Source organism: Micromonospora sp. SH-82, assembly GCF_051132485.1.
GTDB lineage: Bacteria > Actinomycetota > Actinomycetes > Mycobacteriales > Micromonosporaceae > Micromonospora.
In genome coordinates, this window is the sequence record NZ_CP148049.1 from 4,858,361 (window position 1) to 4,885,209 (window position 26,849).

The window sequence follows — 26,849 nt, forward strand, 5'->3', positions numbered from 1 at the left end:
CGAGAACCGGAGCCATGGGCCGCAAACGCAAAGCCTACGACGATCCCACGACCCGTAAGAAGATCAAGCTCGAACCGGCCGACGTCACCGCCCTGAAGGAACGGTTGGATCGGGGCGGGGACGGAACCCTGACCGGCACCCGTGGCGACGGGAACTTCTACGCCCGGTTCGTGAACATGGGGCAGGGCGACTGCATCGTCCTGGCCACCCCCGCCGGGAAGACGGTGGTCGTCGACTGTGGCTCGTCGCGGACCGACGACGGCCTCTCCGACGACTACCTGAAGCTCTTCGCCTACCACAACCTCTTCGCCGACCGGTTCCTCAGCACCGACTATCCGCAGGTCGACATCCTGATCCTCACCCACTGCGACAAGGACCACTTCAACAAGCTCGACTCGGTGATGAAGCTGCACGACGAGGACGTATCCGTCGTCGACATCTACCACAGCCGGGAGCTGCACAAGTACGGCAAGGGTGCCCGCGACTGGATCCAGAACAACCAGACCGGCACGGAGTGGTGGGTCGTCTGCAACGAGGACTCCGACGGGAGGGGGTCGACCACACTGCGCTGTCGTACGCCGAACGACCGGGACTACCAGCCGTACACCATCGTCGTCGACGTCCTACCCCACCTGGACCCCGACGGCGGGATCCGGATCCACACCGAGGCCGACTGCACCATCACCATCCTGGCCAGCGGGGTCGACGAGGACTACGCCGTCGACGGCGACACCGGGGACGGCAACAACCGGGCCAGCGTGGTCACCCTCGTCGAGGTCTTCGGCAAGAAGCTGCTGCTCTGCGGGGACGCCACCCGGTCGACCGAGGAGTACCTCATGACGAAGAGCACCTCGGCGGACAAGTACGAGACCCGACTGAGCGGTGTCGACGTCGTCCACGTCGCCCACCACGGCAGCGGCAACACCTCCTCCTCGGACGCGTTCGTGAAGCTCCTCGCCCCCAAGGACCGCGCGTTGATCAGCGCCGGAAAGGTCGGCGACCCGGCGTACGGACTGCCGTCGCGGTCGGTCGTGCAGCGGTACCACACCCAGTTCCAGAGCGACGGCGTGACGGCACCGGCCCACGACGTCTGGTCGTGGCCGAACGGGATCATCACACCGTCGTCGGCGCAGTCCCTCACGACCCCCGTCTACTCCACCGGATCGATCGTCCCCCAACCGCTCACCGCGACCCAGCTGGACATCACCTGGACGAAGCCCGCATGAACCGCCGGGAACTCGCCGTACTGGTGGCCGCCGTCGACGGCGGCACCTTCGACCTCCCGGTGGAGGTCCTCCCCGCCAGGGTCGCCGAGTGGCTGGGCGGATTCCTGCCCACCGGTCGGATCTCGCTCACCGCCGCCACCCGACCGACCCCGGGCGACGACACCGCCGTCACCGGCACCGGCCACACCGCCCCGTTCACCGCGATGTCCGTGACGATCCGGTTCACACTGGTCGCCGACGAGGTCACCGGGATCGTCGTGACCGCCGTCGGCGGCCCGGACTGGTCCCTCGCCGACGCCTTCCCGGTGCTGCGGGGCGGGATCCTCGCCGACCCGCGCTTCGACCGACCCACCCTGACCCTCGACTCGGCCCTGCTCGACGGGGCCGACCCCGCGTCAGCGGTCGCCGACGTGCCGATGACCTTCACCGGCGACCTTCGGGTCACCGCGGCGATGACCCTGCTGACCCTGCTCTTCCCCGGCTCCGAGCACCCGGTGACCGGGACCCTCGTCATGCGCCGGGTCGCCCCCGCCGAGCTGCCCGTGGCGACACGGTGGGTCCCCGAGGTGCACCTGGTCGGCTACCGGGGCCACGATCTGGACCTGGGTCCGGTCACCCTCACCGACCTGCGGTACGACCTGGTCGGTCTCCCCCGACTCAACGTCTCCACCATCGACCAGGAGGTGGCGGCGTACGTCAGGGTCGGTGGTGCCCTCCCGGTCCGCACCGCCGACGGCCCCGGCGGGACCACCCGGACCCGGTCGGTCACCGTCGAGGCCATGGTCGGCGGGTGGGGTCACCCGATCCGACTCGCGGCGAACTTCGGGCAGCTCGGCCCGGTCACCCTGGCCGACGTCGCCGGCCTGCTCGGACAGTCCAGCCTCACCGTCCCGTTCGACATCGACCCCGGCGCCGGGATCACCCTCGGGGAGGTCGCCCTGACCGTCACCCCCGGGTCGTCCCGCCCGGTCGACCGGGTGACCGCGACGGTGCACACCGAGGCGGAGTGGGTGGTCGTCGCCGACCTCCTGACCGTGGAGCAGATCGACGTCACAGTCCGGGTCGGCGACCCGTTCGGCGCCCCCAGACTCGGCGTCACAGTGGACGGGCTGGTCGGGATCGGTGCGGACGGCACCCTCGAACTCGTCGCCGACCCGGGCACCCGGCAGCTCGCCGGACACCTCCGCGAGGGCGACCCGCCCCTGCACCTGCGGGAGGTGTACGCCCACTTCACCGGCGCGGACGCGACCCACCTGCCCGACCTCGCCGTGGACGCGTTCATGGCCGAGGTCACCCTCCCCGGATCCGGTACCGAGGGCACCGCCTTCACCGGTCTGATCGAGGTCGACGGGGTCTGGGTGATCACCGACGGGATCGAGCTGCGCGCCGTCACGTTCGCCCTGGACCACGCGCCGGGCTCGACCACCTTCCTGGCCGAGGCCCTGTTCGACCTGCATCAGGTCAGCCTGCGGGTCCGGGCCGGGTACGACTCGTCACCGCAGCGGCAGTGGGAGTTCTCCGGGGAGACCGGGCCGGGTCAGCAGATCCCCGTCGGTGGGTTCTTCGACGACCTGACGCACCGCCTCGGCGGCCCCCCGCTGCCCGCCCCGCTGGCCGGGGCGACCGTGGAGAACCTCGCGATGGCGGTCTCCACCGGGGCGAGACGGTTGGCGGTCACCGGGCAGGTCCGGTTCCCCGTCGACGGCACCGACGTGGCGTTGACCCTCGCCGTGGACACCGCCGCCCGGTCGGTCGCCGGGTCGATCGCCCTGGCCGTCCCGGTCGACGGCGGCACCTTCCGCCCCCGACTCGACGTGCACTTCGCCCAGGACCCGACCGCCCGCCGGCTGGCCGCGTCGTACTCGCACGCCGCGACCGACCCGGTGCCGCCGCTGCGTTCCCTGGTGGCGGCGTTGTCCCCGTCGGCCGCCGCGCACGTCCCCGACGGGGTCCGCGTCGACCTGCGGCGGGCGCTGTTCGCGCTGACCGCCCCCACCGGCGGCGCGTCGAACACGTACGTGTTCGGGGTGGAGGTCGCCGCCACCCTCGACCTGGCGAAACTGCCGGTGGTCGGCGACCACCTCACCGGGGCGACCACCATGGGCGTCGACCCGCTGCGGGTGATCGCCGCCACCGCGGCGCTCGTCGCGGCCGAGGCCGAGGCGATCGCCGCCCTGCTCCCCGACACCGCACCCCGGCTGCCCGCCGGGAACCTCGCCGCCGGGTTCACAGTCGACGCCGTGGTCCGCCTCGGGCCGTTGACCCAGGCGATCACCGTGCCGGTCGGCGGCCCGTCGGGCGTGGTGGCCTCGACCTCGGGCACCCCGCCGGTACGCACCGGCGACGACGCCTCCTGGATCAGCGTGCAACGGTCGTTCGGGCCGCTGCACGTCGCCCGGGTCGGGCTGGCCTTCCGCAGCTCCCCGGGCGGGGGAGCCCGGATCGCGCTGCTGCTCGACGCGTCGGTGACGGTGGCCGGACTGACCCTGTCCCTGACCGGCCTCACCGTCGAGGTCCCCGCCTCCACCCCGATCGGCCCGCCCACCTTCGACCTGGCCGGAGTCGGCCTGTCGTACGCCAGCGGGCCACTGCGCATCGACGGGGCGTTCCGCAAGACCACCATCGAGTACGAGGGCTACAGCTATCCCGCGTACAGCGGTGGGCTGCAACTGCGTACCCTCCGGTTCTCCCTCGGGGCGCTCGGCGCGTACGTGCAGCTGCCCGCCGGGCCGTCGCTGTTCGCGTACGCCTTCCTCAACGGCATCCAGGGCGGCCCGCCCTACCTGTCGGTACGCGGACTCGCCGCCGGGTTCGGGTACAACCGTCGGTTCGTCGCCCCCGACATCGCCGACGTGGCGACGTTCCCGCTGGTCGTCGACGCGGTCAGCGGACCACCACCGGGCACCACCCTCGCCGACGAGCTGCGGATCCTCGACGACTACCTGCCGCCGTCGGTCGGGGACTACTTCCTCGCCCTCGGTGTCCGGATCAACTCGTTCGAGATGGTCGACTCGTTCGTCCTGGTCGCCGCCGCCTTCGGGCACCGGTTCGAGCTGGACGTCCTCGGGTTGTCCACGGTGGTGCTGCCGGCCCCGGAGCCGGCCGCCGCCCCGGTCGCCCCGCTGGCGCAGGTGCAGCTCGCCCTGCGGGCCAGCCTGGTCCCCGAGGACGGTTACCTGACGGTGGCCGCCCAACTCACCAGGGCGTCGTACGTGCTCTCCCCGGACTGCCACCTGACCGGGGGTGTCGCCTTCTCCACCTGGTTCGCCGGGGAGCACGCCGGTGACTTCGCCCTCACCGCGGGCGGCTACCACCCGCAGTTCCCGGTGCCGGCGCACTACCCGACCGCGCCCCGCCTCGGCTTCAGCTGGCAGGTCTGCGAACAGCTCAGCATCTCCGGCGGGGCGTACTTCGCCCTGACCCCGAGCAACCTGATGGCCGGTGGCCGGGTCAGCGCGGTGTGGCGGGACGACTCGCTGCGCGCCGCCTTCGACGCCTCGATGGACTTCGTACTGTCCTGGCAGCCGTACCACTACGAGGCGGCCCTGCACGTCGGGGTCGACGTGTCGTACACGTTCCAGGCCTTCGGCACCCACACGATCAACGTGCACGTCGGCACCGACGTCCGGCTCTGGGGTCCGGACTTCGGCGGCACCGCCCGCATCGACCTCGACGTCACCAGCATCGACATCCCCTTCGGCGCCGAACCCCGGGCCGTCCCTGAGGCGTTGTCGTGGGGCCGGTTCCGCGACACGCTGCTGCCACCCCGGGAGCGGGTGGTCGGGGTGTCACTGCGCGCCGACTCGCACCGCAGCGCCACCGACGCCGACGACGACCTGGGGGTCGCCGACCCGCAGGCGCTGGTCCTGGTCAGCAACAGCGCCATCCCGGCCAGCAGCGCGGTGCGGGGCGACGAGCGGACCCCCCTGCCGACCGGGGCCGGGCGGACCCGGTTCGGCGTCGGACCGGTCGACGTCGCGGTGGGCGCCGTCGTGGCCGTACACCGGATCGTCATCACCCACCAGGGCACCCCGGTCGAGGACCGGTTCGAGTTCACCCCGGTCTGCACCGCCCTGCCGTACGCGCTGTGGGGCGGTAGCCTCCGGGCGGCCGTCACCGACCCGGCGCTGCTGACCGACCTGGTCACCGGGTACGAGATCCGCCCCCGACCGGCGGAGACCCCCGAGGACCCGGTCTGGATCGACAGTGCGCGGCTGCGCGCCGGCACCCCGTTGTACGTCCGGGAGACCATCACCCTCGACCCACCGGCGAGCAGTCCGGTGGTGGCAGCCGAACCGGCCGCCCGGGCGGCGATCATCGAGCAGGCGATCGCCGCACCCACCGTCGCCGCCGCACGGGCCGGGGTGCTCGCCGCGCTGCTGCCCTCGACGGAGATCGACCTCACCGGGTTCGACACCAGCCAGTTCCACGCGATCCCGGAGGTGGCCGCCGATGCCTGAGTCCCGCCTGGAGTTCCGTGACCACCACCGCCCCGTGCTGGCCGCCGGCGACTACCAGGTCACCGTGGCACAGCAGGTCAGCCTGGAGCCGGAGGACTTCTCCACGACCCGCCGGTTCACCGTCGCGGGTGACCGGTTCGGGCTCGCCCCGTCCCTGGTCCGGACGGTGTTCCCACCGCACGGCAGCGTCGGTGACCACACCGGGGTCCTGCCGCACGTGGTGCTCGACCGGGCCACCCTGCCCTGGGAGCGCCGTCCTGTCGCAGACGACCCGACGACAGCGCCCTGGCTGGCGTTGCTGCTGTTCACCGAGGACGAACGGCCGACGCCGCAGACCGTACCGCTGGGGCAGCTCGGGGCGGGGGGTCGACTGCCGACGGCGGCGGCCACCCCGGAGCGGCACGAGTCGACGGACGACCCGGTCACCGTCGTCGACGTACCGCTCGATCTGCTGACCGACCTGCTGCCCGACCACGCCGAGCTGCCCCTGCTGGCGCACGTGCGCGTCGGTGACACCGACTCGGGCGAGGCTGCGGTGGTGGTCGGCACCCGGCTCCCACCGGCCGGTGCCACCTGCACCGTGCACCTGGTCTCCCTGGAGCACCGGTTCCGGGCGACGGGCGACGGGCGGGTGCTCCTCGACCCCGGCCCGGCCCCGGGCGGCTCCGAGGTGCACACCGTCCGCCTGGTCAGTCTGACCAGTTGGCGGTTCGCGTCGGTCAGCGCCGACCACACCTTCGCCGCGCTGGTCCGGGACCTGGCCGACGACGGCGGCACCCTCCGGCTGCCCCCGACGGGCCACGAGGCCGCCGAGCGTCGCCTGGCGCAGGGGTTCGTGCCCCTGCGTCACCACCTGCGCCAGGGCGGACGCAGCATCGGCTGGTACCGAGGCCCCCTGGTGACGGGTCCGACCGACGGTGGACCGGTGGCCCCCGCCCGGACCGGCGACGCGCTGCTGCGCTTCGACCCCGGCCTGGGCATGTTCGACGTCGGGTACGCCGCCGCCTGGCAACTCGGCCGGCTGCTGGCGTTGAGCAGCGGCGACGTCGCCGCCGGTCTGTACGGGTGGCGTCGCCGCCGGGATCAACTGACCAAGCGGAGCGTGGACGGGGGGTATCCGCTGGCCGTGACCGCCATCGACGACGCCCCACCCGCCGGGGTGCTCGACTGGCTGACCGGTCTGACCCGGCTGGACGGGATCCCACTGACCTACCTGGTCCCCGACGAGCGGTTGGTGCCGGTCGAGACGATCAGGTTCCTCGGGGTGGACCAGACCTGGGTCCGGCACCTCGTCGACGGGGCGACGAGCATCGGCCGCCTCGGTCCGGCCGACGAGCGACGCGACGCGGACGCCCCGGCGCCTGTGGACTTCCCCACCCTCACCGGGGCGCTCATCCGTTCCGACGTGGTCTCGGGCTACCCGGACCTGCTCGTCGACGGGTACGCCGACCCGGAGGGCGAGCAGCCGCTGCCGCACTGGCGGACCCGTCGTCTCACTCCCGACCTGCTGCTCTGCCTCTTCGTCGGGAACCTCGCCCGGTTGGACCTGCACCAGCCGCCGCAGGCCCGGCACCTGGCCGTCGAACCGACCCCGGGCGGCACGTTCGGGCGGGTCCTGCGCACACCGGGCGGCACGGACCGCCGACCGGAGCCCATCGAGGGTCTGCCGTTGGGTCCCCGGGGGACGGTCCCGGTGGCCGCCGTGGCGGTGGCCGTGGCGCAGGCGTCGGGGGTCGCTGCGGGCGACGTCGGTTCGGGCGACCTGGCCCTGCAACTGACCGAGACCGCCGAACGCGTCACCTTCCTCCGCCGACCCGTCGGCGGGTCGAGGTGACCGCCGGTGGGGCGGGCCGGTCCCGGGTCACCGGAACCGGCCCGGGGTTCACCGCTGCGCGGGAGCGGCCCCGTTGTCGTTGAACCGGAAGGTGATGTTCTTTAGGTTCCCGTCGCCGGGTTCCTCCAGGATCAGACCGTTGGTCGGGGAGTGCTGCAACAGCGCCGAGTTGTTGCTGATGTGGTAGATCCCCTCGGCACCGTCGACCTTGGTGATCTCGAACTGCTGCTTCGGCTCGTCCGGCGCGCAGTCGGCACCCTCGACCCGCAGCGGCTGGGTGTTGCCCGGGTTGAGCACCTGCCAGCAGACCGGGTCACCGGTGCCCGGTCCCCCACCGCCGCCCTTGTACGACTTGACCTGGAACCTGTCGCCCGCCAGCGGGGTCGGGACGAACAACTGCCGCCCACTGTCGTCGTCGGCCTCGCCGAGTCGGCCGTCGTCGAGCAGCGACAGGCCCGCCTCGAATCCCTCGACCCGGACGATGGTGACCTGACGCGTGCCGGAGAGCAGTTCGTCGTCGGGGGCGGCCGTACTCGACCCGGTGGGGGTGGGGGTGGCGGAGGTCGCGGCCGGGGTGGCCGGGGTGGTCTCCGTGGTCGGGGCGGGCGTCGAGGCCGACACCTCGTCGGCGATCGGCTCACCGTTTCCGCACGCACCCATCGCTGCGGTCAACACCAGCGCCCCCGCTCCCGCGAACAGTTTCCGCATCGCCATCACCTGTTCCCTCCGTCGTCGCCGTTCCGCTTCGACATCGTCTGATCGCTTGTCGCTCATCTGTCGGGTACCCCCCTCGATCGGCGGGTAAGCCTCCCGGCCCGGTCCGAAGACGATTCTCGACGCCGGGTACGCAGAAAATGTCGGAGCGTCTCCGTCCACAGAAACCGCCGTCTCGGCCGGGTTCCCGGGGAGCCGGAAAGCCGGGCAAGCGGTATCCTGTGCGATCCCTATGGAACCGCCGAACAGGTGGGTCGGGAATCCGACTTTGCACCACGGCACGACTGTTGATTCCGGCCGACCCATTCACTGAGGATGGTCTTCCCTGGTGAGAATCGTGGAAGGGTACGGCGGAAATGCAACTTCCACGTCGAGGCGAATTGCGCGGCCGATTCTCCTGTTTCCTTAGTCGGTGCCCGGCCGGGGCCTCAGGTGACTGACCGCAGAATCGTCGATGGAAGTGACGGAAAATCCGGCAACGTCGCGAGGAATCTCCTCGTCCGGTCCCTGGCGATCATCGAGTTCGTCACGGCTGCGGCCACCCCGCCGCGCTTCTCGTCCATCGCCCGGGCGACCCGGATCCCGAAGAGCACCCTGCACCGTCTGCTCGGCGCGCTCATCGAGGCCGAACTGATGGTCCGCTTCGGTGACGCGTACGGGGTCGGCGAGCGGTTGACCGGCCTGCGCCCCGTGGTCACCGAGCCCCTGGCACCCCAGGTCCGCCACGTCCTCCTCCCCCACCTGGTCAAACTGCACCACGCCACCGGACTGGTGTCCTACCTGGGAGTGCTCGACCTGGACGCGGTGGCCGTCTGCGACGCGGTCTACACCCTCGGACAGGAGACCGTGGCCCCGTTGCGGGGAGGGCGGCTCCCCGCGCACTGCACAGCGGTCGGCAAGATCCTGCTGGCGTACGACGCCCGACTGGTGGAGCGCTTCGAGGAGCTGCCGGAGCTGCCGGCCTCCACCCCGTACAGCGTCTCCGACGGTCGGATCCTGCGTCAGGAACTCCTGCGGATCAGGGCCACCGGTACGGCCTGGGCGGACCAGGAGTGGCGGCTCGGCATCCGGGAGGCGGCGGCTCCGGTCTTCGGTCCGACGACCCGCCCGCTGGCCGGACTGGCGCTGCTCTGGAGGGACAGCACCCCCGGCCACGACCCGAACCTGTTGCAGGCCCTGCGGCAGGCGGCCTTCGCGGCCTCCCTGGCCCTGCGCCGGGCCCTGGCCGGGGAGCTCGGCCACCCCTCCTGAGCTGGCCATTGTCCGATTTGTCGGGTTGACCGGGTGGGGAAGGTGAATGGTTCCGGAGCCCGGAACGACAGCCGACCCCGACCTGCGCCGATCAGGCACGGTTGGGCCACCGTGGCCGCCCACCCGGCCGGTGACGACCGGGTACGGCACGACGGCCACCACCGACGTCTCCTGGAGGGACCATGCACGGGACACCAGCCCGACCACCCGAGTCCCGGGCCGCGATCGCCCGGCGTCTGATCACCCTGCTGGAGTTGGTCGCGACGGGTGACCCGCACAGCCTCGCCGGCCTGGCCCGCCGGGCGATGCTGCCTCGGACCACCACCTACCGCCTGCTGCGCATGCTGCAGGGCCTCGACATGGTCGACCGGCTCGACGCCCGGTACGTCCTGGGGAACAGGTTCGAGCGTCTCGTCTCCGGTGCCACCCGTCACGAACGGGACCTGCGGCGGATCGTCATGCCGGTGCTGTTCGAGCTCGCCCGCCACCACGACCTGATCGTCCGCCTGCTCGTGCTCCGGGGTGACGAGGTCGTGGCGGTGGAACGACTGTTCGGGCACCGGTACGCCCGGGCCATGCAGACGCACCCGGACCGCGTCCCGGCCCGACTCACCACCGCCGGCCGACTCCTGCTCGCCCCGCCGCAGCACGAGCCGGTCGCCCCGCACGCCCGGACGGGTCTGCGCGGCGAGCGGCCGCTGCGGCGGGTCGACGTCGGGCCGGTGGACCCGACCCGGGAGCACCTGGACCGCGTCGAGGTGCCCGTCGTCGGGCCGGATGGCCGGCCGGTGGCGGTCATCGAACTGGCCGGATACCCGGCGCACTTCTCCCGACCCTTCCTCACCATCGCCGCCCAGCGGGCCGCCTTCGACGCCACCCGCCTGCTCGCCGGAGACCACCGCCGGGCGTGAGACCGACGCTCACCCCTACCCGTCAGCCACCCGGCCGGAGCGGGTCACCGTCGACGGCCAGCAGGATCCGCAGCCTCAACTCGGCGGTGCACGCCACCGCGAGATCCCCGAGGTCACGCAGCTCGCCCCGGGACCAGGCCCGGGCGGAGGTGTCGATCGCGCAGAGCGCGCCCAGGGTACGCCCGTCCAGGTCGGTCAGGGGCAGCCCGGCGTACGCGACGACCCCGAGGTCGGCTATCGCCCGACTGTCCCGCACCTTCGCGTAGATCCGGGCGTCGGCCACCACCAGAGCGCCGTCGAGCACGACGTCCTTGCAGAAGGACTCCTCAAGGGACGTCTGCCTGGTGACGGCCCAGGGTTCGGGCAACCCGGCCAGCCCCGGGAAGACCTGCCGGTCCGGCAGCACCATCGTCACCAGGGCGACCGGCGTCTGGAGCACCCGGGTCACGATCCGCGCCATCGAGTCGAACCAGGGGTCCGGTCGCGCGCCCAGACCGGCGCGGTCGATCGCCGCCAGTCGGTCCGACTCGGCGAACACGGCCAGATCGGCCGCTACCTGTCCCGGTCCCGTCATCTCGACCTCCGGACCACTGGTGGAGCCTGCGACGTTCACGGTACCGCCGACGACCGTCCGTCATCCCTGCGCAACCCGCCGCGCAGTACATCCTCGACGTCTCGGGGAGTCTCCACTGTCGCGTCCCGGCGTCGACGGCACCGAACAGGGACCACCAATACCACAAATGCCCCATATCGCCGTTTTTGCTGATAGATACTGACGCCGATGGAGCGGCCACTTCCCGCCGATTCCAGCGGACGCAGTCGACGGAGGAACCCTGTGGAACGACGGCTCGACACCGAGCGCGGGCTTCGGAGGAGCCTCGCCGACCGCTACGACCCACGCGACAACGCGTTCGGATTCCTGCGGCTCGCCCTGGCCCTCGGGGTCCTGGTCGCCCACTCGTGGCCGCTGGGCCTGGCCCGACCCAGCTTCGGCGCCTCGCTCACCTTCGGGCAGAGCGACCTCGGCACCCTCTCGGTGCAGGGGTTTTTCGTCATCTCCGGCTTCCTCGTCGCCGGGAGCGCACTACGGCTCTCCCCCGGCCGTTTCGCCTGGCACCGGGCACTGCGGATCCTCCCCGGCCTCTGGGTCTGCCTGGTGGTGACCGCCCTGGTGATCGCGCCGGCGGTGTACGTGATCGAGAACGGCACCCTGACCGGGTTCCTCACCCACCCCGAGGGACCCCTGCGGTACCTCGTCGTCAACTGGTTCGGCGCGATGGACCAGTACCCGATCGCCGGGCTGCTGTCGGACACCCCGTACGGCCGGGTCGTCGGTGGTCCCAGCGCCTTCGACGGGTCGCTGTGGAGCCTGAAGTACGAGTTCGGCTGCTACCTGCTTATCGGTGTCCTGGCCGCGACCGCCGTCCTGCACCGGGCGTTCCGCTTCGTGCTGGCCCTCACCGTCGGGGCGTACCTGCTCGTCCTCAACGACCTGCTGACCGTCGCCGCCGTCACCGACCGGCCACCGCAGCGGGGTGCCGTCGGGCTGCCGCTGCTGGGCAGCTTCGCCGCCGACTGGACGCTCTACCTCACCTTCCTGTTCCTGCTCGGGGCCTGCGCCCGCCGCTACGCCCACCGGCTGCCGATGACAGGTGGTCACGCCCTGGCGGCCGCCGTCGTCATGATCGCCTCGATGCGCCTCGGCGGGTTCTTCGCCATCGGGCTGCCCGCCTTCGCCTACCTGATGCTCTACCTCGCCGTGGCCCTGCCCCGGGTGCTACGCCGGATCGGCCGGGAACGGGACTACTCCTACGGCATCTACATCTACGCCTTCCCGGTGCAGCAGGTCGTCGCCCTGGTCGGCGGCGCCGCAGGCGGCCTGCTGGTCTACACCCTGCTCTCCGTCGCCGGCACGCTGCTGCTCGCCGTACCCAGCTGGCACCTGGTGGAGAGACCGGCGCTGCGGTGCAGGACCTGGCTCGCCACGCCGGTCGCCCCACCTGTGGCCACCACGTCGACGCCCCCGACGCACGACCGGGTGTCGGGCGGAGAGGTCAGGTCGAGATGACGATCGGTTCGACCAGAGGATCCCGGCTGAGCCGTCTGGCCGGCCTGGCCCGCTGGCAGAAGGTGACGCTCGCCCTCGTCGCGGTCTTCGCGGTGCTCTGCGCCACGCTCGTGACGCTCGGCCTGGGCGCCCGCCACCGCTACGAGAGCCGGGTGCAGCGCGAGGACATCCTCGGCGACGGTGCCCCCGGACGCGACGAACGGCGGTGGGCCGAGGGGCCGCTGAACCTTCTGCTGCTCGGCTCCGACTCCCGCGACGGCGAGCCCGACCAGGGGACGTACCCGGGCCAGCGCTCCGACGCCATCATGGTGGTGCACCTCAACGCGGCCCGGGACACCGCCACCGTGGTGTCGATCCCCCGGGACAGCTACGTCGACGTCCCGGCCCGGGAGGGCAGCTGGAACGGCGGCCCCAACAAGATCAACGCCGCGTTCGCCTTCGGCGGCGCCGCCCTCGCCGCCGAGACCGTGCACCGACTCACCCGCGTACCCGTCGACGGGGTGCTGGTGGCGAACTTCGCCGCCGTCCGGTCGATGGTGGACGCGGTCGGTGGGATCACCGTCTGCCTGCCGCACGAGGTCGTCTCCGTCACCACCGGCGCGCGGTGGCCGGTCGGCTGCCACAGGTTGGACGGACCGGCCGCCGACGACCTGGTCCGACAGCGACACGACGTCCCCGGGGGCGACTTCGGGCGGATCCTCGACCAGCAACTCGTCGTACGGGCCGTCGCCGAGCAGGTCACCAGCGGGAACCTGCTCGCGAACCCGGCCAAGCTGGACCGGCTGCTGACCACCGCGGCCGAGGCGCTCACCGTCGACCGGGACCTCGACCTCACCGAACTGGCCCTGGCGGTGCGCCGGATCCGGCCGGAGTCCCTCCGGTTCGTCACCGTCCCGGTCGCCGACCCCGCCCTCCACACCCCGGCCGGTTCGGCGGTGAAGCTCGACGACCGGCTCGCCGCCGACCTGTTCACCGCCGTCCGGGACGACACCGTGGACCGGTGGCTCGCTGCCAACCCGCAGGCCGTCACCGTCGACTGAACCCGGCGACGCGAACGGGGACCGGCCGGTCGGCCGGTCCCCGTCGTCGGTCGGCCCCCGGTCAGCGGGAGCGACGCCAGTACCGGCAGGTCCAGTCCACCTGGTGCAGCTCGTCGGTGATCCCGTGCTCGGCACGGAAGTCGTCCACCGCCTGCTTGCAGCCGCGTACCGCGTGGTAGTCGTCGGCGATGACGTACCCGCCCACCGACAGCTTCGGGTAAAGACTGCGCAGCGCCACCATCGTCGAGTCGTACATGTCGCCGTCGAGGCGGATCACCGACAGCCGCTGGACCGGAGCGGTGGGGAGGGTGTCCTGGAACCAGCCCGGCAGGAACCGGACCCGGTCGTCGAGTAGTCCGTACCGCCGGAAGTTCGCCTTGACCTGCTCCTGCGGCACCGCCAGGATCGACTTCGTCCAGAGTGCGTCCTCCATGTCCTCGATCCGGCCCGGTTCGGCCTTCGGCAACCCCCGGAACGAGTCCGCCACCCACACCGACCGGTCCTGGTCGCCGTAGGCACGCAGCATCCCCCGCATGAAGATCACCGCGCCCCCGCGCCACACCCCGGTCTCGATCAGGTCACCCGGTACGTCGTCGGCCAGCACGTCGGCGATGCACCGCTCCAGGTTGTCCAGCCGCCGCAGACCGATCATGGTGTCCGCCTCCGGCGGCCAGTCACGGCCGTTGGCCCGGGCGTCGGCGTCGAACGGGAACCTCAGCACCAACTCCAGACCCCGGCGCTGCAACAGGTGCTTGTACCGGCGGTAGATCCGGCCGTGCAGGGACCTCTGGCGAGGGTGGTACGGCATCCAGCTCTCCTGGAACACGTACCGGGTCAACGCCTGCTTGAGCAGGTCGCAGTACATCGCACGCGGATCGGTCAGCTCGGTCCGCTCGGTGGTGAGCGTGTCACTCATCGGTTGTCTCCTCTCACGGTCGGTTCGTACGGGGTGCGACGGGAGGTCCGGCCGGTGCGGCCGTCGACCCCCGTCGACCCGGTTCGTCCGGTGGTCACCGACGTGACCACCGACGGGGTTCGGTGGGGGTGGTCCGGTCGGGGGTGTCGCCGTCGGTGAGCACCCCGTGCGGGACGTACCGGGTGGCCTCGGGGTCCGGGGTGCGGCGGGTCGGCACCGAATCGATCGGAACCCGGCCCGTCGCCACCCGGTAGGAGCGGCCGCCCGCGTCCGCCCGGACCAGCGGACGACCGCGTACCGACCCGAGACCTCCCCGGGGGTCGGCGGGGACGGGCGCGACGAGCGGGCCGTCCCCGGGGACCCGCGCGGAGGCCCGGTGCTGTCCCGCCGCCGGCACCAGCGGACGCTCCGCCACCGGAGCCACCGGCGGCTCGACCGGATGCTCCACCAGGGACACCTCGACCGGGTCGCCGTGGTCGGGCTCGACCGAGGGCGGGGCCTGCTCGACGGCGGTCGTGACGCACGGCGCGGCGGGACGGTTCCGGGCCGCCCGCCGGCCCCCCGGCACCACGGGGCTGACCTCGGAGGTCAGTCCGGCCGGGGCCGGTGGCGCGACGGTGTCGACCACCGACGTCTCGACGGAACGACGGCCGGTGTCGACCACCGACGTCTCGGCGGGACGACGGCCGGTGTCGACCACCGACGTCTCGGCGGGACGACGGCCGGTGTGGTCCACCGCGCCGACGGCGATCAACCCCGCCAACGGCAGGTTCAGCCGGCGCAGCAACCGGGCCGCCCGGACCGCCTCGGTCAACTGGGTCCGACCGGCCACCACGACCAGCAACACCCCGTCGACGTGCCGGGCCAGGGTCGCGGTGTCGCAGCTGGCCAGCACCGGTGGCGCGTGCACCACCACCGAGTCCTCGGTGTCGTCGAGCAGGTCGAGCAGCTCACCGAGATCCCCGGTGCCGTCAGCCGTCAGGCTCTCCTGCGGCTCGGTGGGCAGGACGGTGAGGGTCGGATGCCCGGCCAGCGCCACCGGGGTCCGGTGGTCACCGAGGACCTGCTGCCAGGTGAACGACGCGTCGGGAAAGTGCCCGGACAGCACCGGATCCCGTACGGTGCCGTCGACCAGGGTCACCCGACGCCGCTCGGCGGCCATCCCGAGGCCCACCAACGCGGTCACCAGCGCCGCCCCGTCGTCGTCGTGCACGCTGGTGACCAGCAACCGTCGACGCTTCAGCGGGGCGCTCAGCATGCTCAACGCCGAGACCGTGGCCCGGGTCCGGTCGGCGACCTCCGGGCGGGCGAACAGCGCCCCGGCGTGGTGCCGGGCGAAGCGCCGGGGCAGCGGCGGGAGGACACCGACGACAGGCAGGGCCAACCGCGACTCCACCTGCCCGACGTCGCGTACGCACCCGTCGAACCGGTCCCGCAGCAGTGTCGCCCCCCACCCCACCAACAACCCGATCAGGGCCCCCAACGCGTTGTTGAGCAGCGGCTTCGGGAACGAGGGCAGCGCCGGCGGGCTGGCCGTGTCGACCACCCGGGTGGTGACCGAGGTGTCCCCGCCGAGTTCCAGGCGGGTCAGCTGTCCCCGTACGGCCCGGCTGGCGGCGTTGGCGATCGCGGCGGCCCGCTGCGCCGAGTCGGCGTCGGCCCGTACCGTGATGATCTGCAGGCCCGGTTCGAAGGTGCCCCGGACGTGGCCGTCGACAGCCTTCTCCGGCAGGGACAGGGCCTTTGCCGCGTCCACCGCCACCTCCCGCGAACCGACGAGCTTCGCCACCGTCGGGGCGAGGTTCTGGGCCAGCGCGAGGCTCATCTCGGCCGGCCGGTCGCCGTCGGGCGGGTTCGCCACCACCAGGATCGAGGCCTGCGCCTCGTATCGGGCCGGCAACGCCGGGGTCACCGCCTGGGCGGCGGCCAGCCCGGCGCAGAGCCCGAGCAGGGGCAGGACCACCCGCCGCCAGGAGACGTTGACCAGGTCGTTGAGGTCTATCGAGCTTCCCATCAGGCCCTCGCCTTCCACATCGCCGCGGGGACGTCGTCCGCCGACGGACCGGTCGGGGCACCGTGCGTCGACAGCGCACCCCAGACCTCGCAGAGCTGGTCGGCGACCCGCTCCCAGGTGAACTCGGTGCCGACCCGGTGCAGCCCCCGGGCCGACAGGTCGTCGGCCAGCCCCGGTTCGTCGCGCAACCGCACGAGCCGGTCGGCCAGGGCGGCCACGTCCCCGGCCCCGAAGATCAGACCGGCGTCGCCGACGACGTACGGGATCTCACCGACGTCGCTGGCGACCACCGGCACCCCGCAGGCCATCGCCTCGACGAGGACCCGGCCGAACTGCTCGCGCAGCGGTACGCCGACCCAGGGCAGGACGTTGCGCTGGACCACCTCCACCGAGGGCAGCGCGAGGGCGTTCATCCCGCCGAGCAGGGCGGGCAGGTCGTCGTGGCCGACCCAGGCGTGCCGCCGGACGCGGCCGGGACGCCGACGGGAGGCCCGGTCGACGTCGGGCGTGAGGCTGCCGTCCCCGACCAGCAGCACGTCGCAGTCGGCGATCTCGGCGGCCCGCAGCAGCTCCAGCACCCCCTTGTGCTGCTCGAACCGGCCCACGAACCCGACTGTGAACCGGCCGGGGCGGCCGGCGTCGGTCGGTGGGCGGAACCTGCTGGTGTCCACACCCAGCGGAACGATCCGGGTGGCCCCCCGGTATCCCTTGGCGCGCAGCACGTCCCGGGCGGTCGGGGTGATCGGGAGGATCACGTCGACCGCCCGGTACGCGGCCTGCTCCAGCAGCGGAAACGGCATCGGGAACCGGGTCACCACGTTCTGCGCGGCGTAGAGGGTGGTCGGCACCCCCGGCCACCGGCGTCGACACCGCCGCAGGACCTGCCACGTCGACAGGTAGGCGGCCTCACCGATCAGGTGCACCACGTCGGGCGGTTCACCGGGCAGTTCGGCCGAGCCCAGCCGACGGAACATCACCGAGGCCATGTGTCCGCTGCGCCCCTCGCCGATGCGGTGCGCCACGACCCTCGGGTGGAAGTGGGGATGTCGGCGCGACAACCTGTCGAAGTCGCGTCGGGTGGCCGGGGAGACGTCCGCGGCGAGGACGGTGAGGCGCAGCCCGGGCCGTCGGCAGAGGACGTCGAACAGGTCGCACCAGTGCTCGGTCCGCGAGCCGACGACGGTGGTCAGAACGTGCATCACAACTTTCCTCCGCTGGGGAGTCGGGTGACCGCGATGCGGCCCACCCGGGTCCAGGCCCGCATCCGGGCCACCCCGGCCCGTGGTTGCAGGGACAGCCGTACGCCGGCCAGAGCGATGCCGACCAGCGCCCGGAGCAGGACGACGGCGCGTACGGCGTGTCGGGTCCGGGGCCGGTGCCGGCTGAAGAACAGCAGCATGCTGCGGTAGAGGTGGGGCCAGATCCACACCGGGTCGCTGCTGCTGGCCCCACCGGTGTGGCAGGCGCTCACACCCGGCAGGTACAGCACCTCGGCGCCCCGCCGTCGGGCCTGCAGACAGAACTCCTCGTCCTCGTAGTACATGAAGTACGCCTCGTCCAGGCCGCCGACGGCGGTGAACAGGCCGGTGTGCACGGCGAGGCAGGCCCCGGACACCCAGTCCACCGGTGTCGGCCGGGCACCCCGCAGACAGGCGTCGTACGCCTCGCGGCGCTGCCGACCCGACAGCCACCGGCGCAGCGGGACCGGCACCAGCAGCCCCCCGAACCGGCTCGCCACCACAGTGGTCAGGGTCTCGAAGGGGTGGGCGCTGACGGCGACCCGACCCGCCGCGTCGACCAGCCGGGGACCGGCCACCCCCGGCCGGTCGGCCACCGCGCGGACCAGTTCCGACACCGTCCCGGGGGGGACGACGCAGTCCGGGTTGACGAGCAGCAGGACCGCGGTGTCGACCCCTGCCGCAGCCCGGTTCACCGCCACGGCGAACCCCAGGTTCTCGGCGCTGGGCAGCACCGTCACCTCGGGGAAGTGCCGCCGGACCAGGTCGACCGTGTCGTCGCGGGAGGCGTTGTCGACGAGCCGTACCGGCAGGTCGGCCTCGCGCAGTGCGGTCAGGGCGGCGACGATCTGCCGTGCCGAGTTGTGGGTGACCACGACGGCGGTGGCGTCGGGGCGGGTCACTGCCACACCACCTCCTCGGGTCGCCGGGCGGCGGGGATCGCCGCCGTCGCGACCGGCCCGGGATCGCGTACCGGCAGGGTGAGCAGGGTCAGGGCGGGCAACAGGCCCAACTCCCAGTGCCCGTCGGTCGGCGCGGCGAACAGGGCGGCGCAGAGGAACCCGCAGCACAGGGCGGCGCAGGGCACGGAGAGCGAGTCCCGGGCGGCGAGTCCGGCCCGGACGCTGCGCAGGATCGGCCAGAGCACCAGGGCCAGCCCGACCAGCCCCACGTTGGCCAGCAGGGTCACGTAGTAGGCGTGGTAGACCGGGCCGACGTCGGTGAAGGCGAAGTCGGCGAGGTAGACGTCGGTGGTGGACTGGCCGAGCCCGGCACCGAGCACCGGACGCTGGGCGAAGACGTCCAGGCCCACGTCGGACTCCGGCCCCCGGTACCCGGCGGACTGCTGCAGCCCGGTGCCGATCTCCTGGGAGCGTTCCTGCACGCCGGGTTGCAGGGCGAGCAGACCGCCGACCACGATCCCGGCCACCGCCGTCGCGGCCAGCCCGGTGCGGACCGCCCGACCGCCGAAGACCAGCATCACCGCGATGGTCACCAGGGCGGCCAGCCAGATCCCCCGGTACGAGGCCAGCAGCACGTCGGCGGCGAAGAACCCGGCCAGCGACACCGCGACGATCCGCCGCCAGCCCTGCACCCGACCGGCGACCCACACCAGTGGGGGGATCGCCAGGAGGGTGAGCAGCCCGCCGTGCCGTCCCGGCTGCGTCATCGACAGGGCGGTCAACCCGGTCGCCACGACCGCGTACAGCGCCCCGGCCGCGACGAGCCGTCGGGTGGTGGTGAGGGTGTGGGTGGCGAGGAAGAAGTAGAGGGGCAGGATGGCGATCTGGTAACCGGCGACCAGGACCTCGGTGGGCAGGTTGCCGACGGCCAGCCCGTACCCGGCGGCCACGATGGTCAGTCCGACCAGGGCCAGCATCCCGACGTCGGCGACGGTCCGCCGCCCCTTCGGGTCGACGCCCAGCCAGCGCCGCACGACCAGGGCCACCACCCCCGCCGCCAGGAGCAGCAGGTGGGTGGCGACGTACACCCTGACGTCTCCCCCACCGACGATCCCACCGACTGTCGCCCCGCCGAGGATCCCGACCGGCAGCACCGTCCACGGCCACAGCAGGAACACGAAGAGGATCACCACCGCACCCGCTCCCACCAGCGCACCCACCCCGGGCAGCATCAGCAGCACCGACACGACGGCACCGAGGACGAAGCCGGTGAGCACCACACCGGCCAGGGCGACGGCCCGCCTCACCGGGGCAGCCCTTCCAGCAGGCCCCGCAGGTGTCGGCCCCGTACGGCCCACCTGTTCTCCAGCGCCACCGCCCGCCGTCGGGCCACCTCCTGCGGCACGTCGGCGACGTCGAGGGCGGCAGTGATCGCCTCGGTGAACGCCTCCGGCCCGGCGGCGAGCCGGACGACGTCGGTCAGGTCCCGCAACGCCGGCAGTGGGGTCGCCACCACCGGCTTGCCCAGGGCGAGGTACTCGTAGCACTTCTTCGGGTGCACGTAGTCGATCCGCCCCCCGACCCGGTACGGGATGACTGTCACGTCGCAGCCGCGCAGCAGCGCCGGCACGTCGCCGTACCCGGCGGGGCCGGTGAGCACCACGTTGGGCAACCCGCGCAGCGGCGCCCGCCCGGCCCGGGTGCTCGGCCCGACCAGCAGGAACGTCCACTCGGGTCGGGACCGGGCCACGGCGGCGACGAGGTCGGCGTCGAAGGCCCGGGTGTCCACCGCCCCGCAGTAGCCGACGACCGGACCGCGGAGTCCGTCCACCTCGGGCGCGGTGGGGCCGTCGGGGGCGAAGTGGGTCGGGTCGCAGCCGTTGGGCAGCACCACGGGGGTCGGGCCGAGCGGGGGCATCCGCTCCGGGAGGGCTGTCGAGGAGGCGAGCACCAGGTCGGCGGAGGCCACCGCCCGGGCGAGGTTGCGGCGCAGGTGCCCACGGTTCCACCACCTGGTGAAGGTCCAGTCCAGGTCGGTGGCGTCGTAGACGACGGCGGCAGCGGCGAGCCGGGTGGCGCAGGGCGCGGCCAGGTCCTCGTCCAGCCAGAGCAGGCGTACGGGGCCACCGTCGCGGTGCAGCCATCGGCGCAGCGCCGCGACGGCCACCCACCGGTTGACGAGGTTGCCGACCGGGAGGTGACGGCCCAGGGGCACGGCGGTCGGCGGTACGACGTGCCAGAGCGCCCTGTCGACCCGGGCCACCGTCGTCCGCCACCGGGGTCGGCCGGGCGGGTCGACGAAGAGCACCCGGTGGTCGGCGGCGAGTTCCCGGGCCAGGGCGTGCTGTCGGTGGGCGCCGCCGCGCCAGGGGGTGGCGCTGAACAGCACCACCCACGGGGCGACCCGACCCGGCTCGGCCCCGGAGGCCGTGGGGTCCGGGCGGGTGGTCAGCTCAGTCATGGCCCACCCGCTGCCCCACCGGTATCCGGGCCGGGGCCGTCAGGACCTCGTCCTCACCTACCCGGCCGAGGACGGGGCGGGCCCGGTGATCGTCAAGGCGCAGGAGTCGGGCTCCGGCCTGCCGGTCGAGCCACCGGCGTACGGCCCCGGCAGCGACCCGCCGGTTGACCCGGTCGGCGACGGGCAGCCGGTCACCGAAGGGCAGTACGGTCGGCGGGGTGAGCCGCCACCGGGCCTCGTCGAGGGCGACGACGTCGCTGCGCCACCGGGGTCGGTCGGCCGGGGGGTCGACCAGGAGCAGCCGACCACCGAGGTGGGCCTGCTCGGCCGCCGCCCGGGCGTTCGGGGCCGGCCAGGCGTCCCTGGTGAACACGATCAGCCAGTCCCGGGTGTCCCCGTCGGGCAGCGGTCCGACGTCGCCGCGCAGGGCGGCCCGCAGGTCGGGCAGGCCGAGCTGCACCTGTCGCCCGCACACCACCTTCAGCAGGTGGTCGGCGAGCACCACCTGCCGGAACAGGGCCACCCGGTGTCGGGGCTGGGTCAGCCCGAGGTAACCGACCAGGCTGCCGAGCAGGTGACGGTAGCGGATGGCGGGGCCCAGCAACCGGCAGGAGGCGCCCCGGACGTGGCTGACCACCGCGTCGGGGATCATCCACACCTGGTGTCCGGCCTCGTCGAGGCGACGGGCGAGCAGGGCGTCGTTCCAGTAGACGGGGAACCGTTCGTCGAAGACGTCGTCGGGCTCCAGGACCCTGCGGCGCAGCATCATGCAGCTGCCGGAGGCGAGGCGGCGGGGTCGGCTGAAGTCCTGGCCCCGCATCTGGAAGGTGTGCAGGGCCTGCCGGAACCCGGGCACCCGGCGCAGGACCGTGACCAGGGCCAGGGTCGCGGGGAAGCTGGGCAGCTGCACGTAGTGCTGCTGGAAGCTGCCGTCGGGGTTGAGGTAGAGCGGGCTCACCCCGGCGGCGTCGGGGTTGTCGCGCAGGAACCCGAGCATCCGGGACAGGGCGTCGGGGTGGAAGTGGATGTCGCTGTTGAGGAGCAGGACCAGCTCCCCCCGGGAGCGCCGGTACGCCTGGTTGACGGCGGCGGCGAAGCCCCGGTTCCGGTCGTTGCGGATGAGCTGTACCCGGGGCCAGTCGGCCAGCATCTCGGCCGACCCGTCGCGGGAGGCGTTGTCGACGGCCACCACCTCGTAGTCGAGGTCCGGGTCGACCGTCTCGGCCAGCGACTCCAGACACAGCCGGGTCTGTTCCCTGGTGTTCCAGCTGGTCAGCAGGATGGACAGGGTGGGCCGGTCGGCGGCGCTCATCGGGGTGTCCTGCCGTCCGCGCGGCGGGCGAAGACCCGCAGGAGGTCGCCGAGGTGCGGGTGCCGCATCCGGGGTGACCCGCAGGCCACCCAGTCGGCGACCAGCAGGTTGCGGGCCTGACGCAGCCGGGGCAGGGGCTTCCAGTAGAACCGGCTGAACACGGTGTCGTGGGAGACCACCTGGAAGCCGGTGTCGAGCAGCATCCGGGTCAGGGTCTCGGGGGTGAAGTGCCAGCGGTGGTACTCGGGTGCGACGGCCGGCCAGTCACAGCCGAGTCGGCTGGCCGCCGCCGACGCGATGTTCGGCACCTCCAACGCCAACCACCCACCCGGCGCCAACACCCCCCGCGCCGCCCGCAGGAACACCCGAGGATCATCGACGTGCTCCAACACGTGGAACGCACACACCACATCCGCCCGCAACGACGGCGCCACCTGCTCGAAGTACCCCTGCCGCACCGGCATCCCCAACCGGTCCACAGCGAACCCCGCCGCCGCCCGCGACACCTCCACACCCGTCACCGTGAAACCGGCACCCTGCGCCGCCTCCAGGAAATACCCACCCGCACACCCCGCCTCCACCAACACCGACGGCCCCACCACCGACGACAACCACCGCAACCGCCGACCCGCCTCGAACCGGCGCTGCCCGGCCGAGGCGAAGTAGTCCTGGTAGCCGTCGGTCAGGTAGTACGCCTCGTCGTACAGCTCGTCGGGGGGTACGGCGGGGCCGGCGGTCCACACGAACCCGCAGTCCGTGCAGCGGCGCAGCACACCGTCGAGTGCGGATTCGTGCCCACCGGTGCGCTCGCACAGCAGGCAGGCGACCAGTTCCTCGTCCTTCAGCTTCATCAGCCGCTCCGGGTGTCTCGCGGTCTACGGGCGATCGCCCGTAGCAGGTCCCCTCGTCGGGGATGGGTCAGGCGGGGTGAACGCAGGTCGAGCAGGTCGCCGGGCAGCAGCCTGCGGGCGTGCCGCAGCCGGTATCCCAGGGGCATGTAGTAGCGGAAGACGGCGGTGTCCATGCGGACCACCTCGAACCCGGTGGCGGCGAGCAGCCGGGTCAACGACTGCGGGGTGAAGTGCCAGGGGTGGTACTGCGGTTGCAGGCCGGGCCAGTCGTGGCCGAGTCGGCTGGCCGCCGCCGACGCGATGTTCGGCACCTCCAACGCCAACCACCCACCCGGCGCCAACACCCCCCGCGCCGCCCGCAGGAACACCCGAGGATCATCGACGTGCTCCAACACGTGGAACGCACACACCACATCCGCCCGCAACGACGGCGCCACCTGCTCGAAGTACCCCTGCCGCACCGGCATCCCCAACCGGTCCACAGCGAACCCCGCCGCCGCCCGCGACACCTCCACACCCGTCACCGTGAAACCGGCACCCTGCGCCGCCTCCAGGAAATACCCACCCGCACACCCCGCCTCCACCAACACCGACGGCCCCACCACCGACGACAACCACCGCAACCGCCGACCCGCCTCGAACCGGCGGGGCGCGGCCAGGAAGTAGTCCTCGTAACCGCCGCCGGTGAAGTAGTCCAGGTCGTAGCGGGCCGAGGGTTCGGCCGGGTCGGGGACCGTCCAGCCGAGGCCGCAGCCCAGGCACCGGCGCAGGCGTCCGCCGAGGGACGGCCGGTGGGGTTGGTCGGTTCCGCAGGTCAGGCAGGCGCGGGCGGTCACGTCGATGGTCACCGGCGTCCTCCCCCGGCCGGTACGACGACGGATCGGGCGGCGTCGGCAACCGACCGCAGCCGGGTCCGCTCGTCGGCGCGCAGGTAGCCGCAGAGCAGCAGCAGTGCCGCGGCGAGGGCGAGGACCACGGCGGCCCGGCTGGTCAGGGCCGCCAACGCCCCGGCCCGGCCCGGCCCGTCGGGCAGCAGGTCGGTCAGGGCGGCGGTGACCAGCCCCGCGACCGTCGCCGCCGCGGCCGGGGGCCAGAGCACCCGCAGCACCGGCCCGAGGGGGCGGGCGGTGGCCCGGTGGAAGTGGGTCAGGAAGTACCCGGTGGCCAGGGCCACCCCGAGCGAGGTGGCCAGGGGTACGCCCAGCGGCCCCAGCAGGACCAGCAGCGGCACCGTCAGGGCGAGGTTGATCGCCACCGACAGGACGACGTAGCGGGTCTCCAGACCGGGGCGGTTCTCCACCCGGGCGGTGACCGTCGCCGCGCCGGTGATCAGGTTCAGCGCGTACGCCGGGGCGAGGATCGCGATGGTCGCCCCGGCCCAGGGCACCGGGTGACCGAGCCAGAGACGGACCAACGGGTCCGCCGCGACCGTCAGGGCGGCAGCCGCCGGGGCGAGCACCATCGCCAGGTAGCGCACCGTGGTCAGGTAGAAACGGTCCAGCCAGGCCCGCCCCTCGACGGCGGTACGCCGGACCGCCTCGGGGAAGATCACCAGGAGGGCGAGGCTCGGCGGCAGGCGCAACAGGTTGAGCAGGCGGACGCCGAGGTCGGCCGAGCCGGCCACCGTCGGGCCGAAGGCTGCCCCGAGGATCAGCTTGTCGAGTTCGACGTTCATCGCCCCGGTGCCGCTGGTCACCTGGACCCGCAGCCCGTACCCGGTGACCCGGCGCACGTCCCGGTGGGGCAGTCGACCCCAGCGGGGGGCCAGGTGCCGGTGGCCGCGCTCGGCCGCGACGGCGAGCAGGACGGTCCGCAGGATCCCGGTGCCGGCGGCGCAGGCGGCCAGTTCCACCAGTCCGCCGCCGAGGCGGAGCACGACGACGGTCACCGTCGCCCCGAGCACGGCGGTGACCGCGGTGACCGCCGCGAGGGCGCCGTACCGTTGGACTCCCTCCAGGACCGCCCGCCAGGGCACCTCGACGCCCCCAGCGACCACCCCGAGCAGCAGCCAGAGGGTGGCGTGCCAGGCCTCCCTGGTGATGTCGCCCAGCCGCAGGAGCCCGCTGAGCCATGGCCACCCGGTGGCCAGGACGCCGAGCAGGAGCAGTCCGAGCAGGAGGCCCCAGCCCAGTCCCAGGCCGAGCAGCCGACGGACGGTGACCGGGTCGCGGTCCGTACCGGCGACCTCCCGGACCAGGGCCGACCCGAGACCGAGGTCGAGGACGGCGGCCATGGCGAGCAGCCCGGACAGCAGCACCCAGACACCGAACTCGGCGGGGCCGAGATGGCCGTAGACGACGGGCAGGGTGACCAGGCCGGCCACCGCCGTGACGACGCGGGCGCCCAGCATGCTGAGGGTGTTGCGGGTCAGGCGGCCTCCCGCGCCCCCGCTCGGTTCAGCCACGCGGGAACCCCCGCAGCAGCTCCAGGGCGGTCAACGCCAACAGGGTGAGGTCCACCCGCAGCGACCGGCAGTTCAGGTAGAGCAGGTCGCACCGGAGCTTGTCCTCCACTGTGGCCGCGTAGCCGCCGGTGAGCTGCGCGATGCCGGTCAGGCCGGGCCGGACCAGGTGCCGCAGGTCGTAGTGGGGCATCCGGCGGAACTCGGCGATGAACTCCGGTCGCTCCGGGCGCGGGCCGACCAGGCTCATGTCGCCGCGCAGGACGTTCCACAGCTGGGGCAGCTCGTCGAGGCGGGAGCGGCGCAGGAACCGGCCGATCCGGGTGACGCGGACGTCGTCCGGCTGGGCGAGCACCGGGCCGGTGTCCCGTTCGGCGCCGGTCCGCATGGTCCGGAACTTGATCACGTGGAAGAGCCGGCCACCGGCGCCGACCCGCTGCTGGCGGTAGAAGGGCGGCCCGGTGAACGAGATGACCAGGGTGATGGCGAGCATGACGGGCAGGGCCAGTACGGCGCCGACGGCGATCGCTGTCAGGTCGAAGCAGCGTTTGAGGCCCTCGCCGGTGCCCCGGGGTGGCCCGGAGCGGAGTCGGATCCAGGGCAGCCCGCCGAAGCGGCGCAGGCTGGGCGTGTGCAGCAGCCCGTAGACCGGGCGGGCCAGCACGAGGATCTCCACGCCGAGTTCCCGGCAGACCGCCACAGTGGGTGCGTCGATGTTCTCCAACGAGTGCTTGAGCAGCAGCACCTGGGGGCGGACCCGACCCAGGACCGCCGTCAGCCCCTCCCCCGGCACCGGTGCGGGGATCCGCAGGACCACGTCGAACTCGTCGTCGAGTCGGTCGGGTGGGGCGGTGCCGTCGTACGGCTCCACGACCATGACCCGGGTCCGGCGCTGACCGGGAGCCCGCACTCCCGGCACCCGGGGGCTGCGGCGGTCGCCGTCGAGCAGGGACGCTGCGGTGTTGCGGCAGACCGGCTCGGTGGCCGTTCCGCTCGTCCCGTTTCCCCTGGGTGTGGTGACCGGGGGCTGATCCACGTCGCGCACCTCCTGACCGCTGCAACTGCTTAACGCCGAAAGGCACCCGAAGGGCACTATCGTCCATTTACCGGAATAAGAACTCGATTAGTGACAAAACAAAGGTTATTCAGATCCGCAAATCCGGACACATGGGTTTTTAATGTGCCAGAATCACCACATCACGGTTCAGTCCGGCCCATCCGGGCCGATGCCAGAACCGGCCAGACCGCCG

The 26,849-nt window shown here is 72.8% G+C and carries 20 protein-coding genes; 7 read left to right on the forward strand and 13 right to left on the reverse strand.

The genetic code is table 11. The features are described from left to right. Window positions 1-14: 14 nt before the first annotated feature. From WHN02_RS21350 to WHN02_RS21360, 3 genes are read left to right on the forward strand one after another with little or no spacing between them, the layout of a single operon-like run. The gene (locus WHN02_RS21350; protein ID WP_434740474.1) at window positions 15-1,226 is read left to right on the forward strand and encodes a ComEC/Rec2 family competence protein; all 1,212 of its coding nucleotides are present in this window, start codon (window positions 15-17) and stop codon (window positions 1,224-1,226) included. Continuing rightward, window positions 1,223-5,686 carry a DUF6603 domain-containing protein gene (locus WHN02_RS21355; RefSeq protein ID WP_434740475.1) on the forward strand — a complete coding sequence of 1,488 codons (4,464 nt, stop codon included), beginning with the start codon at window positions 1,223-1,225 and terminating at the stop codon, window positions 5,684-5,686. Before WHN02_RS21350 ends, WHN02_RS21355 begins: the two co-directional genes overlap by 4 nt. Then, window positions 5,679-7,520, forward strand: coding sequence for a hypothetical protein (locus WHN02_RS21360; RefSeq protein ID WP_434740476.1), 1,842 nt, complete (start codon window positions 5,679-5,681; stop codon window positions 7,518-7,520). Before WHN02_RS21355 ends, WHN02_RS21360 begins: the two co-directional genes overlap by 8 nt. Window positions 7,521-7,568: 48 nt before the next feature. Here the strand turns inward: WHN02_RS21360 and WHN02_RS21365 are convergent, their stop codons facing one another. Continuing rightward, the gene (locus WHN02_RS21365) at window positions 7,569-8,228 is read right to left on the reverse strand and encodes a hypothetical protein (protein ID WP_434740477.1); all 660 of its coding nucleotides are present in this window, start codon (window positions 8,226-8,228) and stop codon (window positions 7,569-7,571) included. Between the two features lie 438 nt (window positions 8,229-8,666). On the opposite strand from WHN02_RS21365, the gene WHN02_RS21370 reads away from it, so the two are divergent. Next, window positions 8,667-9,485, forward strand: coding sequence for an IclR family transcriptional regulator (locus tag WHN02_RS21370; RefSeq protein WP_434740478.1), 819 nt, complete (start codon window positions 8,667-8,669; stop codon window positions 9,483-9,485). Window positions 9,486-9,667: 182 nt separating this feature from the next. Continuing rightward, complete coding sequence (locus tag WHN02_RS21375) at window positions 9,668-10,396, forward strand: helix-turn-helix domain-containing protein (protein ID WP_434740479.1); 729 nt, start codon at window positions 9,668-9,670, stop codon at window positions 10,394-10,396. A 22-nt stretch (window positions 10,397-10,418) separates the two neighbouring features. Here WHN02_RS21375 and WHN02_RS21380 read toward each other — a convergent pair whose 3' ends face one another. Further along, entirely contained in the window at window positions 10,419-10,970 is a 552-nt protein-coding gene (locus WHN02_RS21380) for a GAF domain-containing protein (RefSeq protein WP_434740480.1), read from the reverse strand. A gap of 261 nt (window positions 10,971-11,231) precedes the next feature. Here WHN02_RS21380 and WHN02_RS21385 point away from each other — a divergent pair, with 261 nt between their 5' ends. After that, on the forward strand, window positions 11,232-12,464 hold the full coding sequence (locus WHN02_RS21385; RefSeq protein WP_434740481.1) for an acyltransferase family protein: 1,233 nt from the start codon (window positions 11,232-11,234) through the stop codon (window positions 12,462-12,464). Next, window positions 12,461-13,504 (forward strand): LCP family protein, encoded by a 1,044-nt coding sequence (locus WHN02_RS21390; protein WP_434740482.1) that lies wholly within the window; start codon window positions 12,461-12,463, stop codon window positions 13,502-13,504. The genes WHN02_RS21385 and WHN02_RS21390 overlap by 4 nt, the downstream gene beginning before the upstream one ends. 61 nt (window positions 13,505-13,565) lie before the next feature. Here the strand turns inward: WHN02_RS21390 and WHN02_RS21395 are convergent, their stop codons facing one another. The 11 genes from WHN02_RS21395 to WHN02_RS21445 all read right to left on the reverse strand — a co-directional run bounded on the left by WHN02_RS21395 (window position 13,566) and on the right by WHN02_RS21445 (window position 26,635). Next, a complete protein-coding gene (locus WHN02_RS21395; RefSeq protein WP_434740483.1) occupies window positions 13,566-14,420 on the reverse strand; it encodes a TylF/MycF/NovP-related O-methyltransferase in 855 nt (284 codons plus the stop codon). A gap of 94 nt (window positions 14,421-14,514) precedes the next feature. Further along, on the reverse strand, window positions 14,515-16,434 hold the full coding sequence (locus tag WHN02_RS21400) for a hypothetical protein (RefSeq protein WP_434740484.1): 1,920 nt from the start codon (window positions 16,432-16,434) through the stop codon (window positions 14,515-14,517). Further along, a complete protein-coding gene (locus tag WHN02_RS21405) occupies window positions 16,434-17,633 on the reverse strand; it encodes a glycosyltransferase family 4 protein (RefSeq protein ID WP_434740485.1) in 1,200 nt (399 codons plus the stop codon). Before WHN02_RS21405 ends, WHN02_RS21400 begins: the two co-directional genes overlap by 1 nt. Beyond that, the gene (locus WHN02_RS21410) at window positions 17,633-18,580 is read right to left on the reverse strand and encodes a glycosyltransferase family 2 protein (protein ID WP_434740486.1); all 948 of its coding nucleotides are present in this window, start codon (window positions 18,578-18,580) and stop codon (window positions 17,633-17,635) included. Before WHN02_RS21410 ends, WHN02_RS21405 begins: the two co-directional genes overlap by 1 nt. After that, the gene (locus tag WHN02_RS21415) at window positions 18,571-19,881 is read right to left on the reverse strand and encodes an O-antigen ligase family protein (protein ID WP_434740487.1); all 1,311 of its coding nucleotides are present in this window, start codon (window positions 19,879-19,881) and stop codon (window positions 18,571-18,573) included. Before WHN02_RS21415 ends, WHN02_RS21410 begins: the two co-directional genes overlap by 10 nt. Continuing rightward, on the reverse strand, window positions 19,878-21,035 hold the full coding sequence (locus tag WHN02_RS21420) for a glycosyltransferase (RefSeq protein WP_434740488.1): 1,158 nt from the start codon (window positions 21,033-21,035) through the stop codon (window positions 19,878-19,880). The genes WHN02_RS21415 and WHN02_RS21420 overlap by 4 nt, the downstream gene beginning before the upstream one ends. Continuing rightward, a complete protein-coding gene (locus WHN02_RS21425) occupies window positions 21,028-22,347 on the reverse strand; it encodes a glycosyltransferase family 2 protein (RefSeq protein WP_434740489.1) in 1,320 nt (439 codons plus the stop codon). Before WHN02_RS21425 ends, WHN02_RS21420 begins: the two co-directional genes overlap by 8 nt. Further along, window positions 22,344-23,198, reverse strand: a complete 855-nt coding sequence (locus WHN02_RS21430; RefSeq protein WP_434740490.1) for a class I SAM-dependent methyltransferase — start codon at window positions 23,196-23,198, stop codon at window positions 22,344-22,346. Before WHN02_RS21430 ends, WHN02_RS21425 begins: the two co-directional genes overlap by 4 nt. Further along, window positions 23,198-24,046: a class I SAM-dependent methyltransferase gene (locus WHN02_RS21435; protein WP_434740491.1), complete on the reverse strand. Its 849-nt coding sequence runs from the start codon at window positions 24,044-24,046 to the stop codon at window positions 23,198-23,200. Before WHN02_RS21435 ends, WHN02_RS21430 begins: the two co-directional genes overlap by 1 nt. After that, on the reverse strand, window positions 24,043-25,602 hold the full coding sequence (locus WHN02_RS21440) for a lipopolysaccharide biosynthesis protein (protein ID WP_434740492.1): 1,560 nt from the start codon (window positions 25,600-25,602) through the stop codon (window positions 24,043-24,045). Before WHN02_RS21440 ends, WHN02_RS21435 begins: the two co-directional genes overlap by 4 nt. After that, on the reverse strand, window positions 25,595-26,635 hold the full coding sequence (locus tag WHN02_RS21445) for a sugar transferase (RefSeq protein ID WP_434740493.1): 1,041 nt from the start codon (window positions 26,633-26,635) through the stop codon (window positions 25,595-25,597). Before WHN02_RS21445 ends, WHN02_RS21440 begins: the two co-directional genes overlap by 8 nt. Between the last annotated feature and the right edge of the window lie 214 nt (window positions 26,636-26,849).